Source organism: Herbaspirillum sp. Her2 (assembly GCF_057961375.1).
In genome coordinates, this window is sequence record NZ_CM176331.1 from 4,660,055 (window position 1) to 4,674,379 (window position 14,325).

A 14,325-nucleotide genomic window follows, 5' to 3' on the forward strand; every position below is an offset into this window, starting at 1 on the left:
ATCTCACTCGGGCGGCAAGAGGCTTGCGAGCGGTCGGGTACGTCGGAGGGCAACACTGTTTCAGAATCCGGTGAGTGACCAAATGAATAAATGTTATAAAAATTTATTTCGCAGCCTGCCTGGCAATGCTAGTTGGGAAGGAAGCTTTTACGAGAGGCTTGTCGAGTATGGGATATGGGATGAGCAAGAGTTTTGGAAATTTCATAAGGATCTCCTAGACATAGCGACGCTAATGAAGCACCGGAAAGTGGAGTGGGAAATCGCAACGGCCGTTGTTCGACTGTACGTAAAGATTGCATCTCTTATTTCCTCCCACTTCAATGCCAATGATATTTTCAAGATACAAAATCTTACTGATTCCGAGATTTTGGAATTCTATGAGCGGTTGGACTTGGCTGTGGTCGGCGCATTTTCGGGCGAGATTTTAGACGAGAGTCGCTTTGATCTTAGAAATCCATTTATTGATGGATAAGAAGGGGAAATAGATGGATATCTGCTGCGCGAATTTGTACCGAAATCTCCCTAGCAGCCAAGATTGGGATGGCACTGTTAATTTTAATAAGCGAGATTTGGCTCTTGCTCAAGGAAGAAAATTGAAATGAAAAACCTAGATGGATTAGATTTGATTCAATCAGCGTTTTTGGAGTTGACGTCCAGTATCGGTTTAACTATCGATGAAATGAATGAGGAGATAAAAGATGACGGTCAATTTGAATGGTCTATCGATTATGAAACATCACTTGATGAGCAACATGATTACGACTTATCTAAGCTCTTGTCGTATTTTGAGATTCATCGGATAGCGCGGAAATCGAATGACCATCTGACGGCTTATGTGGCCCTTCTTGAAGCCAGGCTCTTTGCACAGAATTTAAAAAATCTATACAGAAGCATTGAAGACGAAATCGACAAGGTGATGTATCGAGATCCTAGATTCACGTGGCCAGATATCCCTGAAGGCTATAAGTTTCCTGAAGACTATCTTGAGCGGAAGTAATAGAAAATATCACTGCCGAAAAGCCAGAAGAGGACCGATGACTAAAATGAGCCAATGCAATGACCCAGCCCAACCTGCTCACCCCAAGCAGCTAAAGCAAATGCCTCAGCTAGCGCCTTCATCCCCAACACCCCGCAAGCGGCAGAGGTTACAGAAGCCGATCCCGCCCCCAATATCTCGGCCCCTCCCAATAACCCTCACCCCACCCGCTTAGCCGCCAACGCATTCCCCACCCTGCTCACCGACTTGCGCCCCAGCTGCTGCGAGATGAACTGCCCCGCCTCGGCCACCGCATCCAGATCAATCCCGGTCTCGATCCCGAGCCCGTTCATCATGTACAGCACATCCTCGGTCGCCACATTGCCAGTCGCGCCCTTGGCATACGGACAGCCCCCCAGCCCCGCCACCGACGCGTGATAGATGCTGATGCCCGTCTGCAGACTGGCATAGATATTGGCCAGCGCCTGCCCATAGGTATCGTGGAAGTGACCCGACAAACCTTCGATATGGAATTCACGGATCGCCGTCTCCATCACCGGCCGCACCTTGCCCGGCGTGGCCACGCCGATGGTGTCGGCGATGTCGATCTCGTCACAGCCCAGCTCGCGGAAACGCCGCACCACGTCGGCCACTGAGTCCAGGGGCACCTCACCCTGGTACGGACATCCGAACGCGCAACTCACCGCCGCACGCAGGCGCTTGCGGTGGTCCTTGGCGGCCTTGGCCACTTCGGCAAAACGTTCGATGGATTCGGCAATGGAGCAATTGATGTTCTTCTGCGAGAACGCCTCCGAGGCCGCCCCGAAAATCACCACCTCATCCACCCCCGCCTCCAGCGCCGCCTCGAAGCCCTTCATGTTGGGCACCAGCGCGGAATACACCACGCCCGGCTTGCGCGTGATGCCATGCATCACCTCGCTGGAAGTGGCCATCTGCGGCACCCACTTGGGCGAGACGAAAGAAGCCGCCTCCACATTCGGAAAACCCGCCGCCGAAAGCCGGTTGACCAGCTCGATCTTGACCTCGGCGGAAATGGTTTCCTTCTCGTTCTGCAAACCGTCGCGCGGTCCGACTTCAACGATCTTCACTTTCTTGGGCAGGCTCATCATGCGGGTCTCCGTTGGGGTTGTTGTATGGCGTGGATGGCTGTCGAACAGTTCAGCTGGCCGCTGGCGCGGCATCGAGCCGCACATCGGCCACCGTGCCGCCGGTCATCTTCTCCAGCTGCGCGGCCGTGAGGTTGAAGACGGCATGCGGATGGCCGGCCGCCGCCCAGACGCTGTCAAAGTTGAACAGGTCCTGATCGATCAGCATCACCGGCTTGACCACGTGGCCAATCGGGCAGACACCGCCGATGGCATAACCGGTCGTCTCGCGCACGAACTTGGCGTCGGCCTTGCCGAGCGGACCGGTGAGGGCGGTGACCTTGGCTTCGTCCACCCGGTTGGCACCGCTGGCAATGACCAGCACCGGCGCACCGTCAGAGACTCGGCGGAAGATGATGGACTTGGCAATCTCGGCCACGCTGCAGCCCACGGCCGCAGCGGCTTCGGCAGAGGTGCGGCCGGTCGAGGGCAGCATCGTGACCGGTTTGTCATGGCCCATCGCCGCCAGCAGGTCGGCAACACGTTGGGCGGAAGAGGGCAGGACAGCAGCAGGTTCGTTCATGGCGTTCATGGCGTTTGACTAGGAGGCGCAAGGCCGGCAGCAGGACAAGCCGGAAATGATAACAGCACCCCCGCCCCCTCTGCCGCGCAGGCCCGCATTCAGCGATCCAGCAGGAACACGCCATCGCTGGCGGCGGCTCCCGCCTTCTGCAGTTGCGCCACGCACCAGTCGGCCAGGGCCGCATCCTCCATCTGCAGGAAGCGCGCATTGGTGATGCGCAACAAGGGGATCTCCCGCATCATCGTCGGCAAGTCCGCCAGTGCAATCCGGCCGCGTTCCAGCAGCAGGAATTTCACCAGGACCTTGATGCCATTGTGCGCATTGCGCAGCGGATCGGCCTGCAGATAATCCAACCGCGAGAAGGCCTTTTCCAGCGCATCGTCCACCTCGGTGAATGGCGCGCCATGGCCGGGAATCACGGCGCGCACATCGAGGCTGCGGATCAGCTCCAGCGTGGCGCGCGCCTCTTCGAAACCGGATTCGCCATCCAGCTCCGGGAAGATGATCCCGAAGCCATTGCGCCACAAGGCATCGGCCGAGATCAGCACGCCCTCCTGCGCGCAATACAGCAGCAGCGCATGCGGGTCATGGCCGGGCGAGGCCAGGGCGGTCCAGTCGAGATCACCCAGGCGCAGTACATCGCCGCTGCGGATCAGCTGATCGTGCGTAAAGCGCGGACAGCGCTGGCCGGTGGCGCGGTAGCTCAGGGCGTCTTCGTCCCACTGGCGCACCTTGGCATCCTCGGCAGCCGGGATGGCAATGCGGCAGCCATAGGCGGCGTGCAGGGCGGCATTGCCGCCGCAGTGGTCCGAATGCAGATGGGTATTGAGCAGCACATCGAGCCGCTCCCGCCCGCGCTGGTGCAGGACGTGGCGCACCAGCGTCTGCGTCTGTTCGGCATGGGCAACGTAGCCGCTGTCGATCATGGCGACTTCATCGCGGCCGAACAGCAGCACGTTGTTGGACGACAGCCAGCCCCGCTCCAGTACGTGCAGCGAGGGGGGCAGGTGCAGTACGGACGTGTTCACGGCGCGCGGCTCACGCGGCCTTGAAGTCCAGCAGCTGCGCACCTTCGGCCACCTGGTCGCCGACGGCATAGCGCAGCGCTTCCACGGTGCCGGCCGAGGGCGCGGCGATGGTGTGCTCCATCTTCATGGCTTCCATGATGAGCAACGGCGTGCCCTGCGTGACGCTCGCGCCCTGGTCCACCAGCAGCGCGACGATCTTGCCGGGCATGGGCGCGGTCAGGCGTCCGCCCTCGGCCTCTGCATGGCCGGCGTGGGCCATCGGGTCGAGCAGGCGCAGGCTGTGCTGGCTGCGGCCATCGAAGAGGTGTAGCCCTTCGCCTTCCCAGGCCACATCGGCTTGCAGGGTACGGCCGTCCAGGGAGATGCGCACGCTGTCGGAGTTGGCCGCATGCAGGGCCAGCGTGTGCGTGTTGCCGCCGATCTGCAATTGCCATTGCCGGCCGTCGCCCGCGTAGTCGATCCGGACTTCGCTGTTGCCTGAGTCATCCTCGAAATTCAGGCTGCGCTGCAGGCGGGTATTGAGTCGCCAGCCGCTGGTTTGTGCCCAGGGATCGCGGCTGTCCTGATGGCGCTGCTCCTGTTGCAGCAGGGCAGCGGTGGCCAGCGCCAGCGTGTCGGCCGTGGGCGCAACCGGGGAAGGGAAGAGTGAATCGCGATGGCGTTCGATCAGGCCGGTATCGAGATCGGCCGTCGCAAATGCCTGGCCTGCAATCAGCCGCTGCAGGAAACCGATGTTGGTCGCCAGTCCGACCACCTGGTATTGCGCCAGCGCACGCGCCATGTTGCGCAGCGCGGCATCACGGTCCGCACCCCAGACGATGAGTTTGGCGATCATCGGATCATAGAAGGGCGAGATGGCGTCGCCCTCGCGCACGCCGGCGTCGATGCGCACGGGCGCCGGTTGCGTGGCACCGGGTGCGGCCAGCGTGAATTCCACCGCAGGAGCGCTGCGCATGCGGGTGAGCGTGCCGATGGCGGGGAGGAAGCCTTTCTCGGGATTCTCCGCATAGATGCGCGCCTCGATGGCATGGCCCTGGATGCGCAGCTGCTCCTGCTTCAGCGGCAGCGGTTCGCCCGAGGCCACGCGCAATTGCCACTCCACCAGGTCCAGTCCGGTAATCATTTCCGTGACGGGGTGCTCGACCTGCAGGCGCGTGTTCATCTCCATGAAGTAAAAACTGCCATCCTGGTTGGCGATGAATTCCACCGTGCCGGCACCGACGTAGCCCACCGCACGGGCCGCCGCGACGGCCGCCTCACCCATGGCGGCGCGGCGGCCGCAGCTCATGCCGGGCGCCGGGGCTTCTTCCAGCACCTTCTGGTGGCGGCGTTGCACCGAGCAGTCGCGCTCGAACAGATAGACGCAATTGCCATGGCCATCTGCAAAGACCTGGATTTCGATATGGCGCGGACGGGTCAGGTATTTCTCCACCAGCACGCGGTCATCGCCAAAGCTGGAGATCGCCTCGCGCTTGCAGGAGGCCAGTGCCGCTTCAAAATCTTCACTGCGTTCGACCACGCGCATGCCCTTGCCGCCGCCACCGGCGCTGGCCTTGAGCAGCACCGGGTAACCGATGAGGTCTGCTTCCGCGCGTAAAAAATCGCTCTCCTGGCGCTCGCCGTGATAGCCCGGCACCAGCGGTACGGCGGCCTTTTCCATCAAGGCCTTGGCGGCGGATTTGGAGCCCATGGCATCGATGGCCGAGGCCGGCGGGCCGATGAAAACCAGGCCGGCATCGGCGCAGGCTTGGGCGAATCCGGCGTTCTCCGACAGGAAACCGTAGCCGGGGTGAATCGCCTGTGCACCTGTGGCGAGTGCGGCGGCGATGATCTTGTCGGCGCAGAGATAGCTTTCCTTGGCCGGCGCCGGGCCCAGGTGGACGCTCTCGTCGCAGGCGGCAACGTGCTTGGCCTGCGCATCGGCGTCGGAATAGACGGCCACGGTGGCGATACCCAGGCGGCGGGCCGTGGCGGCCACGCGGCAGGCGATTTCGCCGCGATTGGCGATCAGGATCTTGGTGAACATGGTGTCTCCTCGGTGGCGCGCTTCAGATGCGGAAGACGCCGAATCGGGTCTCTTCGATGGGTGCGTTCAGGGCGGCCGACAATCCCAGCGCCAATACCTGGCGGGTATCGGCAGGATCGATCACGCCGTCGTCCCACAGGCGCGCCGAAGCGTAATACGGATGGCCCTGGGTTTCATATTGGGCGCGGATGGGCTCCTTGAATGCGGCTTCCTCTTCTGCGCTCCAGCTGCCACCGCGCGTTTCGATGCCATCGCGCTTGACGGTGGCCAGCACGCTGGCGGCCTGCTCGCCGCCCATCACCGAGATGCGCGCATTGGGCCACATCCAGAGGAAGCGCGGCGAGAAGGCGCGGCCGCACATGCCATAGTTGCCCGCACCGAAACTGCCGCCGATGATGACGGTGAGTTTGGGCACTTTGGCGGTGGAGACGGCCGTGACCATTTTTGCACCATGGCGTGCAATGCCCTCGTTCTCGGCCTTCTTGCCGACCATGAAGCCGGTGATGTTCTGCAGGAAGATCAGCGGGATCTTGCGCTGGCAGCACAGTTCGATGAAGTGCGTGCCCTTCTCGGCCGCCTCCGAAAACAGGATGCCGTTGTTGGCGATGATGCCCACCGGCATGCCGTGCAGGTGCGCGAAACCGCACACCAGCGTGGTGCCGTAGCGCGCCTTGAATTCATCGAACTCGCTGCCGTCGACGATGCGGGCGATGACCTCGCGCACGTCGAAGGGCTTGCGCGTATCGGTCGGGATCACGCCATACAGTTCCTGCGCCGGATACTTGGGTTCCACGCTCTCGCGCAGGGCCAACTGCTGCGGCTTGCGGCGGTTGAGGTGGCTGACGATGTTGCGCGCGATGGCCAGGGCATGGGTATCGTCCTGGGCCAGGTGATCGGCCACGCCCGAAAGTCGCGTGTGCACGTCGCCGCCGCCCAGTTCTTCAGCCGTCACCACTTCACCGGTGGCCGCTTTGACCAGCGGCGGGCCGGCCAGGAAGATGGTGGCCTGCTCCTTGACGATGATGGACTCATCGCTCATGGCCGGCACATACGCACCGCCTGCAGTGCAGGAGCCCATCACCACCGCGATCTGCGGAATCCCCTTGGCCGACAAGTTGGCCTGGTTGTAGAAGATGCGGCCGAAGTGGTCGCGGTCGGGGAAGACCTCATCCTGGTTGGGCAGGTTGGCCCCGCCGCTGTCGACCAGATAGATGCAGGGCAGGTGATTGAATTCGGCGATCTCCTGCGCGCGCAGGTGCTTCTTGGCCGTCATCGGATAGTAGGTGCCGCCCTTGACGGTGGCATCGTTGCAGACGATCACGCACTCCTGCCCGGCCACGCGGCCGATGCCGGTGATGATGCCGGCCGAGGGGGCGGCATCTTTGAGGTTGCCTTCGCGGTCTTTCTCGCGGTACATGCCGTAGGCGGCCAGTTGCGAGAATTCCAGGAAGGGCGTGCCGGGGTCCAGCAGCCTCTGCACCCGGTCGCGCGGCAGCAGCTTGCCGCGTGCCACGTGCTTCTCGCGCGCGGCCTGGCCGCCGCCTTCGGCGATGGCCGCTACCTTCTGGCGCAGGTCGTCGACGATGCGCTGCATGGCATCGCGGTTGTGCTGGAATTCCTCGCTGCGCGGGTTGAGCTTGCTTTCAATCTGCGGCATGGTTTGGTCTCTCTGTTCAGTTTCTTGTTGTGCTGTCGGCCGCACCGGTGCTGGCGCAGCGGGGCATGGTGCGGAAAACGTCAGTCCTCCGGGAAGCGCCCATCCACGTAATACCAGCGCGCCTGGCCGCTGTCGTCAGGCTGGCGCACGAAGTTGCTGATCTCGTGCAGGCGGTGCGCCTTGCCACCCACCTTGAAGCGCGCCACGAACTCGACGGTCGCTTCATCGCTGCCGCTGGCGTGCTGGTGTTTCTTGATGTCCAGGCCGATCCACTTGACGTCGGTTTCGCTGGTCAGTTCTTCTTCCGGCAAGGTGTCCGGGAACCAGGTCGCGCGCAGGTAGGCTTCGTCGCGCAGGGCGAAGGCGGTATAGCGCGAGCGCATCAGCAGTTCGGCCGTGGCCGGCACCTGGCCACCGGTGATGAAGCGGCCACAGCATTTCTCGAAGCTGGGCTGGCCGCAGGGGCAGGGGCCGGACTTGTCTTTCTTGGTGCTCATCAGATCTTTCCGTTCTTGAGGAAGGCTTCCAGCTGGGTGAAGCGGTCGAAGCCCCAGAATGGTTCGCCATCGACGATCATGAAGGGCGAGCCGAAGACGCCAGCCTTGCCGGCCGCTTCGGTGGCTGCGCGCAGCTGCTCCTTCAGTTCGGGCGTGCCCAGCGCCGCTTCCAGCGCGGCGCGGTCGATGCCGTTGTCGGCGGCGATGCGCAGCACGTTTTCGGGCACGCTGATGTCGATGTCTTCGGTGAAATAGGCGCTGTACAAGGTCTTGATCAGGTCCACCGCCTTGGCCGGCTGGGTCTGCTGCACCCACAGCGTGGCGCGCGCAGCCACTTGCGTGCCGATGGGGAACTGGCTCGGGGCTTTGTAGAAGATATTGTGGAAGCGCGCGGTGCGCTCCATGTCGTGACGCGAGTAGTCGCCCTTGACCGGAATGTTGGCCAGCGAATTGGTGCCCAGTGCCTTGAAGATGGGGCCCAGCAGGATGGGATGCCAGTTGACGGTGCGGCTGTATTTCGCGGCCAGCTTGTCGATCTCGACCGCAGCGAAGTAGCCGTAGGGCGAGCTAAAGTCGAAGTAGAAATCGATGGGTGTGCTCATGATGTCCGTTCTGTTTGGAGTTTCAAAAGAGGGGAGGGTGCTTACAGCGTATCGGCAAACAGTTCGCGGCCGATCAGCATGCGGCGGATCTCGCTGGTGCCGGCACCGATCTCGTAGAGCTTGGCATCGCGCCACAGGCGGCCCACGGGATACTCGTTGATGTAGCCATTGCCGCCCAGCGACTGGATCGCTTCGCCCGCCATCCAGGTGGCCTTCTCGGCCGAGTAGAGGATGGCACCGGCGGCGTCCTTGCGCAGGGCGCGCACCTTGTCGGCGCTGTCGGCACGGTCACAGGCCTGGCCCACTGCATAGACGTAGGCCTTGCAGGCCATCATGGTGGAATACATGTCGGCCAGCTTGCCCTGCATGAGCTGGAATTCGCCGATGGCCTGGCCGAACTGCTTGCGGTCATGTACGTAGGGCACCACCACATCCATGCAGGCCTGCATGATGCCCAGCGGACCACCGGAGAGCACGCTGCGCTCGAAGTCCAGGCCTGACATCAGCACATTGACGCCACGGCCGACGCCGCCTAGCACATTCTCTTCCGGGACTTCGCAATCCTGGAACACCAGTTCACCGGTGTGGGAACCGCGCATGCCGAGCTTGTCCAGTTTCTGCGCGACGGAAAATCCTTTATATCCTTTCTCTACCAGGAAGGCAGTCATGCCGCGCGCCCCGGCGTCGAGATCGGTCTTGGCATAGACCACCAGCACGTCGGCATCGGGGCCATTGGTGATCCACATCTTGCTGCCGTTGAGCACGTAGCGGTCGCCCTTCTTGTCGGCGCGCAGTTTCATGCTCACCACATCCGAGCCGGCGTTGGGTTCGGACATGGCCAGTGCGCCGATGAAGTCGCCCGAGATCAGCTTGGGCAGGTACTTGCGCTTCTGCTCTTCATTGCCGTTGCGCTTGATCTGGTTCACGCAGAGGTTGGAGTGCGCACCATAGGAGAGGCCCACCGAAGCCGAGGCGCGCGAGATTTCTTCCATCGCGATGATGTGCGCCAGGTAGCCCAGTCCGGCCCCGCCGTATTCCTCGCCGACGGTGATGCCCAGCACGCCCAGGTCGCCCAGCTTCTTCCACAGGTCCATTGGGAACTGGTCGCTGCGGTCGATCTCGGCTGCGCGCGGGGCGATCTCGGTTTGGGCGAAGGCGGCAACCGCTTCACGCAGGGCGGCGATGTCTTCGCCATGGTCAAAATTGAGGCCGGGCAGGTGGATCATGGGTGTCTCCTCGTTGGGTGTTTGGTGTTTCTTGTTGTGGTGTAAAACGTTTTCTGTTGCTTGACGTTAACGTCAATGAGGGCGATCTGTGCGGCGGCAAATGCCGTTTGCGTCAGGCCGCTACCGCCTTGCGTTTGCTCTTCGGTTTGGCATCGGCCAGCAGTTGCCGGCATTCCTCTTCGTGGGCGGCGATTTCGGAGAGGGTCAGTTCGAGGTCTTCGCGCTGCTGTTCCAGTTTTTCGCGATGCTGTTGCAGCAGGCCCAGGAAGCGCTGCAGCTGCGGCTGCGTATCCTTGGGCGATTCGTACATGTCGATCAGGTCCTTGATTTCGGCCAGCGTGAAGCCCAGGCGCTTGCCGCGCAGCGTGAGCTTCAGGCGCGTGCGTTCGCGCGCCGGATAGACGCGATGCCGACCGCCCACCCCTTCGCGCTTGGGATTGAGGATGCCGTGGTCTTCGTAGAACCGGATCGCGCGCGGCGTGATCGCGAATTCTTCCGCCAGTTCGGTGATGGTGTAGGTTGGCATGGACGGGATGGATTGGGTTGGTCTGGCACTTTACGTTAACGTAAAGTATATTGTGCCCTGTCGTCCAGCAAAAAATGCAGGGCTGGTGCGACGCCTTTGACTCCCCTCACGATGATCGCCAGGCTTACTGATGAATGCTCTTGAATCCCAGCTCGACTACGCCTTCGGCGACACCCTGCCCGACACCGGCCACACCATGGAGGTGGCGCCGGGCGTGCGCTGGCTGCGCATGGGGCTGCCCTTTGCCCTGAATCACATCAACCTGTGGTTGCTGCAAGACGAGCTCGACACCCCGCAAGGCCGCCAGCGCGGCTGGACCGTGGTCGATTGCGGCATCGCCACCGATGACACGCGCGCGGCCTGGGAGCGCATCTTCACCGAAGAACTCGATGGCTTGCCCATCCTGCGCGTGCTGGTCACGCATTGCCATCCCGATCACGTAGGGCTGGCCGACTGGCTGTGCCAGCGCTGGCAGGCACCGCTGTGGATGAGTACCGGTGATTACGCTTTTGCGCGCGTGATGTCGGCGGCCTTGCCGGGGGCCGAGGGCACGGCGGCCACGCCGCATTTCCAGCGGCATGGCCTGGCGGATCCCGAGACGGTGGCGACGCTGCAGGGGCGCAATACGTATTACCAGGACCTGGTGCCGGCGGTGCCGCACGCGTATCACCGCATGCAGGATGGCCACGCGGTGCGCATCGGCGGACGCGACTGGGAAATCATTACCGGATTCGGGCATTCGCCGGAGCACGTATCCCTGTATTGCGCGGCGCTGAATGTACTCATTTCGGGGGACATGGTCTTGCCGCGCATCTCGACCAATGTGTCGGTGTTTGCGATCGAGCCGGAGAGCAATCCGGTGCAGCAGTATCTGGATTCGCTGGCGAAATACGCGCACCTGCCGGGCGATGTGCTGGTGCTGCCTTCGCATGGCAAGCCCTTCCGTGGCTTGCATACCCGTATCCAGCAGTTGAACGACCATCACCGCGAGCGTCTGGCCGAAGTGCTGGCGGCCTGTGCCACACCGCAGACGGGGGTGGATATCCTGCCGGTGATGTTCAAGCGGCCGCTGGATACGCATCAGCTGTCCTTTGCGCTGGGGGAGGCGGTGGCGCACTTGCACAAGCTCTGGTATGACGGTGCGGTCAAGCGCTTGCTGGGGGAGGATGGGGTGTATCGGTTTGTGGCGGTGTAAGCCTTCTTGCATCAATCGATGGTATTGATGCAAGTGACGCATCAATGAAAAACGCCGGCGGGGATGACCCGGCCGGCGTTATTTTTTATCTCAGATGCGGGCGGCGTATCAGCCCGCCTTCTTCTTCATCTCGCGCTCTTCCTTCTGCAGCTTGGTCTTGATGCGGTTGCGCTTCAACGGCGACAGGTATTCGACGAAGACCTTGCCCTTCAGGTGATCCATCTCATGCTGGATGCACACGGCCAAGAGCTCATCGGCATCGACCTCGAAGGCCTTGCCGTCGGCATCAAAAGCGCGCACCTTCACGCGGGCCGGACGTTCCACGCCATCGTAGATGCCGGGCACCGACAGGCAGCCTTCGTCATAGACGCGTTTTTCTTCGCTGGCCCAGAGGATCTCGGGGTTGATGAAGACCTGCAGGTTCTTGCCTTCATCGGAGACGTCAATGACCACCACCTGTTCATGCACATCCACCTGGCTGGCCGCCAGGCCCACGCCGGGGGCGGCATACATGGTCTCGGCCATGTCGGCCACCAGCTTCTTGATGCGCTCGTCGAAGACGGTCACGGGGACGGCAACCTTGTGCAGGCGCGGATCGGGATAACGGAGGATGTTCAGCAGGGCCATACGTGTGTTCTCGGTAAGCTTGGGGTTCGGTCTCGGGGGACCTGGTTCGGGCCGGATCTCGTCATTTTGCGAGCGTGCGGGAAATTCATTTCGGGATTTGTCATGTAAATGCGGCCGAAGCGCGACGCTTCAAGCACGGCCACCGCACAATGCCGGTCCTGGCAGGCCTGTGCGGCGTGGCGCGGCGGCCAGGAGATTCCCGTTTTTTGGAAAAGTGTATCACAGCCCGCCACAGGCCCGCCCGGAGAGCCGCGCCGCACGGCCTTGAGCGGGCGGCCGATGTACAACACTTCATCTATCCTCATGCAAGAGCCTTTCCACGACACTATTGCCGATCCGGCCACAGAACTGACTGCCTGGCTGCGCTTGGCCATGACCGAGGGCATCGGACCGGTGCTGGCGCGCCGGCTGCTGGCGGTGTTCGGTTTGCCGCAGGGTATCTGGCAGGTCGATCAGGAGGCCGTGCGGGCGGTGGTGCCAGCGGCGGTGGCGGCTCGCCTGGTGTGCGCACCGACCGCACAGCAGCGCGAGCGCATCGCCGCCACGCTGGCCTGGGCGCAGGTGCCGGGGCAATCCGTCATCACGCTGGCCGATGCAAGCTATCCGCCGGGCTTGCTGCAGATTGCCGATCCGCCCTTGCTGCTGTACGTGCGCGGCAATCCGGCGCTGCTGGCGGGCAATGCGCTGGCGGTGGTGGGCAGCCGCAATGCCACGGCCCAGGGCGTGCAGCATGCGGGCCGGTTTTCGGAGGAGCTCAGCCGTGCGGGCATCACCATCGTCTCCGGACTGGCGCTGGGCATCGACGCCGCAGCCCATGCGGGCGGATTGGCCGGGCCGGGCTCGACGGTGGCCGTCATCGGTACCGGCATCGATCTGGATTATCCCCAGCGCAATCGCGCGCTGGCACAACGCATCGCCGAGGGCGGCTGCATCGTCAGCGAATATGCACTGGGCACGCCGCCGCTTTCAGCCAACTTTCCGCGCCGCAACCGCCTGATCTCGGGCTTGTCGCGCGCCGTGCTGGTGGTGGAGGCGGCGGCCCGGTCGGGCTCGCTCATCACCGCGCGCATGGCGGCCGAGCAGGGGCGGGATGTGTTTGCCATTCCGGGGTCGATCCACGCGCCGCTGTCCAAAGGCTGCCATCAGCTGATCCGCCAAGGGGCCAAGCTGGTCGAGACCACGCAGGATATTCTCGATGAGCTGCCCGGCTGGTCGACGTTGCCGAAGCAGCAAGCTGTCGTGCAGGCAACTTCATCGCGCGCCATGGATGAGCTCGATGCGGCAAGCCAACAGTTATTGCAGAGCCTGGGCCATGACCCGGTCGATGCCGATACCCTCGCGTTGCGCTGCGGCCTTGATGCAGCGGGCCTGGCAGGGAGTTTGCTAACCTTGGAACTGCAGGGTTGGGTGGACCTGCTGCCGGGTGCACGTTATCGCCGCATCGTGTGAAGAAATTATCCCCGCAGCGCCGCAAATCCTGCCATACTGGACTTGGCTGACTTGTACATTCATAACCTTCGCGATAGAGTACGAACATGTTTGATGTCCTCGTTTACCTGTACGAAACCTACTATCGCCCTGATGCCTGCCCCGAACCCGAGGCGCTCGTCAAAAAGTTGTCCGCGATCGGTTTCGAAGAAGATGAAATCTCCCAGGCACTCGGATGGCTGACTGATCTTGAAGTCGCCAATCACGAATTCGCCGACAACTATCCCCGACAGACCGCCTTTTCCTTCGGTACGCGCATCTATGCGACCCAGGAAAGTGACATTCTGGGCGTGGAAGCCATCGGTTTCATCCAGTTCCTCGAATCGGCCAAGATGTTGGACCCGATCCAGCGCGAGATCGTCATCGAGCGCGCCCTGGCCGCCGGTGAAGCGCCGATCACCCTGGAAAAACTCAAGGTCATCGTATTGATGGTGCTGTGGAGCCAGGGCAAGGAACCGGACGGCCTGATGTTCGAGGAGCTGTTCCTCGACGAAGACGATACCGAACCGCGCCTGCTGCACTGAACGCACCGGCCTGGCACGAGCGACAGGGCTGGGAGGGAGCCTTGCTGACAACGTGCTGACGCCGCATCCCCGTGCTGTTGCTTCATTTCAAGCCATTTCGGCATGAATGAACATAAAAGCCGGCGAAAGCGCATGAATCAATGAAACGGCAAGCCCTTGTGCTTGCCGTTTCATTTGCATCACGCTTATCATTCCCCCGCATTGGCCCGATATTGGCTACTATATAAAAATTCCGTTGTCCACAGGCAATGAAACGCCGGCCAC

15 protein-coding genes are annotated in these 14,325 nt (G+C 62.2%); 5 read left to right on the forward strand and 10 right to left on the reverse strand.

Annotation, left to right across the window (positions count from 1 at the left end):
- Nucleotides 1-70 precede the first annotated feature (70 nt).
- The gene (locus ACWHXP_RS21160; RefSeq protein WP_489635122.1) at nt 71-472 is read left to right on the forward strand and encodes a hypothetical protein; all 402 of its coding nucleotides are present in this window, start codon (nt 71-73) and stop codon (nt 470-472) included.
- 126 nt (nt 473-598) lie between these two features.
- Nucleotides 599-997, forward strand: a complete 399-nt coding sequence (locus ACWHXP_RS21165) for a DUF6853 family protein (RefSeq protein WP_310161487.1) — start codon at nt 599-601, stop codon at nt 995-997.
- 197 nt (nt 998-1,194) lie between these two features.
- Here the strand turns inward: ACWHXP_RS21165 and ACWHXP_RS21170 are convergent, their stop codons facing one another.
- The 9 genes from ACWHXP_RS21170 to ACWHXP_RS21210 form a co-directional block, all read right to left on the reverse strand.
- The gene (locus ACWHXP_RS21170) at nt 1,195-2,103 is read right to left on the reverse strand and encodes a hydroxymethylglutaryl-CoA lyase (protein WP_489625594.1); all 909 of its coding nucleotides are present in this window, start codon (nt 2,101-2,103) and stop codon (nt 1,195-1,197) included.
- A gap of 52 nt (nt 2,104-2,155) precedes the next feature.
- Nucleotides 2,156-2,665 carry a YbaK/EbsC family protein gene (locus tag ACWHXP_RS21175; RefSeq protein WP_489635121.1) on the reverse strand — a complete coding sequence of 170 codons (510 nt, stop codon included), beginning with the start codon at nt 2,663-2,665 and terminating at the stop codon, nt 2,156-2,158.
- 98 nt (nt 2,666-2,763) lie between these two features.
- Complete coding sequence (locus ACWHXP_RS21180; RefSeq protein ID WP_489635120.1) at nt 2,764-3,693, reverse strand: MBL fold metallo-hydrolase; 930 nt, start codon at nt 3,691-3,693, stop codon at nt 2,764-2,766.
- 10 nt (nt 3,694-3,703) lie between these two features.
- The gene (locus ACWHXP_RS21185) at nt 3,704-5,719 is read right to left on the reverse strand and encodes an acetyl/propionyl/methylcrotonyl-CoA carboxylase subunit alpha (protein ID WP_489635119.1); all 2,016 of its coding nucleotides are present in this window, start codon (nt 5,717-5,719) and stop codon (nt 3,704-3,706) included.
- Between the two features lie 22 nt (nt 5,720-5,741).
- Nucleotides 5,742-7,376: a carboxyl transferase domain-containing protein gene (locus tag ACWHXP_RS21190; protein ID WP_134223911.1), complete on the reverse strand. Its 1,635-nt coding sequence runs from the start codon at nt 7,374-7,376 to the stop codon at nt 5,742-5,744.
- An 80-nt stretch (nt 7,377-7,456) separates the two neighbouring features.
- Nucleotides 7,457-7,873: a YchJ family protein gene (locus ACWHXP_RS21195; protein WP_034339977.1), complete on the reverse strand. Its 417-nt coding sequence runs from the start codon at nt 7,871-7,873 to the stop codon at nt 7,457-7,459.
- Nucleotides 7,873-8,475, reverse strand: a complete 603-nt coding sequence (locus ACWHXP_RS21200) for a 2-hydroxychromene-2-carboxylate isomerase (protein ID WP_489635118.1) — start codon at nt 8,473-8,475, stop codon at nt 7,873-7,875. Before ACWHXP_RS21200 ends, ACWHXP_RS21195 begins: the two co-directional genes overlap by 1 nt.
- Before the next feature lie 41 nt (nt 8,476-8,516).
- On the reverse strand, nt 8,517-9,701 hold the full coding sequence (locus ACWHXP_RS21205; RefSeq protein ID WP_039790199.1) for an isovaleryl-CoA dehydrogenase: 1,185 nt from the start codon (nt 9,699-9,701) through the stop codon (nt 8,517-8,519).
- 112 nt (nt 9,702-9,813) lie between these two features.
- Nucleotides 9,814-10,227 (reverse strand): MerR family transcriptional regulator, encoded by a 414-nt coding sequence (locus ACWHXP_RS21210; RefSeq protein ID WP_008333608.1) that lies wholly within the window; start codon nt 10,225-10,227, stop codon nt 9,814-9,816.
- Nucleotides 10,228-10,357: 130 nt separating this feature from the next.
- On the opposite strand from ACWHXP_RS21210, the gene ACWHXP_RS21215 reads away from it, so the two are divergent.
- Nucleotides 10,358-11,422, forward strand: a complete 1,065-nt coding sequence (locus ACWHXP_RS21215; protein WP_121041269.1) for an MBL fold metallo-hydrolase — start codon at nt 10,358-10,360, stop codon at nt 11,420-11,422.
- A gap of 108 nt (nt 11,423-11,530) precedes the next feature.
- Here ACWHXP_RS21215 and def read toward each other — a convergent pair whose 3' ends face one another.
- A complete protein-coding gene (gene def, locus ACWHXP_RS21220; protein WP_039790192.1) occupies nt 11,531-12,049 on the reverse strand; it encodes a peptide deformylase in 519 nt (172 codons plus the stop codon).
- A 303-nt stretch (nt 12,050-12,352) separates the two neighbouring features.
- Here def and dprA point away from each other — a divergent pair, with 303 nt between their 5' ends.
- Together dprA and ACWHXP_RS21230 are read left to right on the forward strand one after the other, a co-directional pair.
- Entirely contained in the window at nt 12,353-13,498 is a 1,146-nt protein-coding gene (dprA, locus tag ACWHXP_RS21225) for a DNA-processing protein DprA (RefSeq protein WP_489635117.1), read from the forward strand.
- A gap of 86 nt (nt 13,499-13,584) precedes the next feature.
- Complete coding sequence (locus ACWHXP_RS21230) at nt 13,585-14,061, forward strand: Smg family protein (RefSeq protein ID WP_034339991.1); 477 nt, start codon at nt 13,585-13,587, stop codon at nt 14,059-14,061.
- The last annotated feature ends 264 nt before the right edge of the window (nt 14,062-14,325 follow it).

Excerpts from the sequence above, each read along its gene's own strand:
- dprA (WP_489635117.1), top strand. The coding sequence starts at position 12,353 with ATGCAAGAGCCTTTCCACGACACTATTGCCGATCCGGCCACAGAACTG.
- ACWHXP_RS21165 (WP_310161487.1), top strand. The coding sequence starts at position 599 with ATGAAAAACCTAGATGGATTAGATTTGATTCAATCAGCGTTTTTGGAG.
- ACWHXP_RS21210 (WP_008333608.1), bottom strand. The coding sequence starts at position 10,227 with ATGCCAACCTACACCATCACCGAACTGGCGGAAGAATTCGCGATCACG.
- ACWHXP_RS21215 (WP_121041269.1), top strand. The coding sequence starts at position 10,358 with ATGAATGCTCTTGAATCCCAGCTCGACTACGCCTTCGGCGACACCCTG.
- ACWHXP_RS21175 (WP_489635121.1), bottom strand. The coding sequence starts at position 2,665 with ATGAACGAACCTGCTGCTGTCCTGCCCTCTTCCGCCCAACGTGTTGCC.
- ACWHXP_RS21205 (WP_039790199.1), bottom strand. The coding sequence starts at position 9,701 with ATGATCCACCTGCCCGGCCTCAATTTTGACCATGGCGAAGACATCGCC.
- ACWHXP_RS21190 (WP_134223911.1), bottom strand. The coding sequence starts at position 7,376 with ATGCCGCAGATTGAAAGCAAGCTCAACCCGCGCAGCGAGGAATTCCAG.
- ACWHXP_RS21200 (WP_489635118.1), bottom strand. The coding sequence starts at position 8,475 with ATGAGCACACCCATCGATTTCTACTTCGACTTTAGCTCGCCCTACGGC.
- def (WP_039790192.1), bottom strand. The coding sequence starts at position 12,049 with ATGGCCCTGCTGAACATCCTCCGTTATCCCGATCCGCGCCTGCACAAG.
- ACWHXP_RS21230 (WP_034339991.1), top strand. The coding sequence starts at position 13,585 with ATGTTTGATGTCCTCGTTTACCTGTACGAAACCTACTATCGCCCTGAT.
- ACWHXP_RS21170 (WP_489625594.1), bottom strand. The coding sequence starts at position 2,103 with ATGAGCCTGCCCAAGAAAGTGAAGATCGTTGAAGTCGGACCGCGCGAC.
- ACWHXP_RS21185 (WP_489635119.1), bottom strand. The coding sequence starts at position 5,719 with ATGTTCACCAAGATCCTGATCGCCAATCGCGGCGAAATCGCCTGCCGC.
- ACWHXP_RS21195 (WP_034339977.1), bottom strand. The coding sequence starts at position 7,873 with ATGAGCACCAAGAAAGACAAGTCCGGCCCCTGCCCCTGCGGCCAGCCC.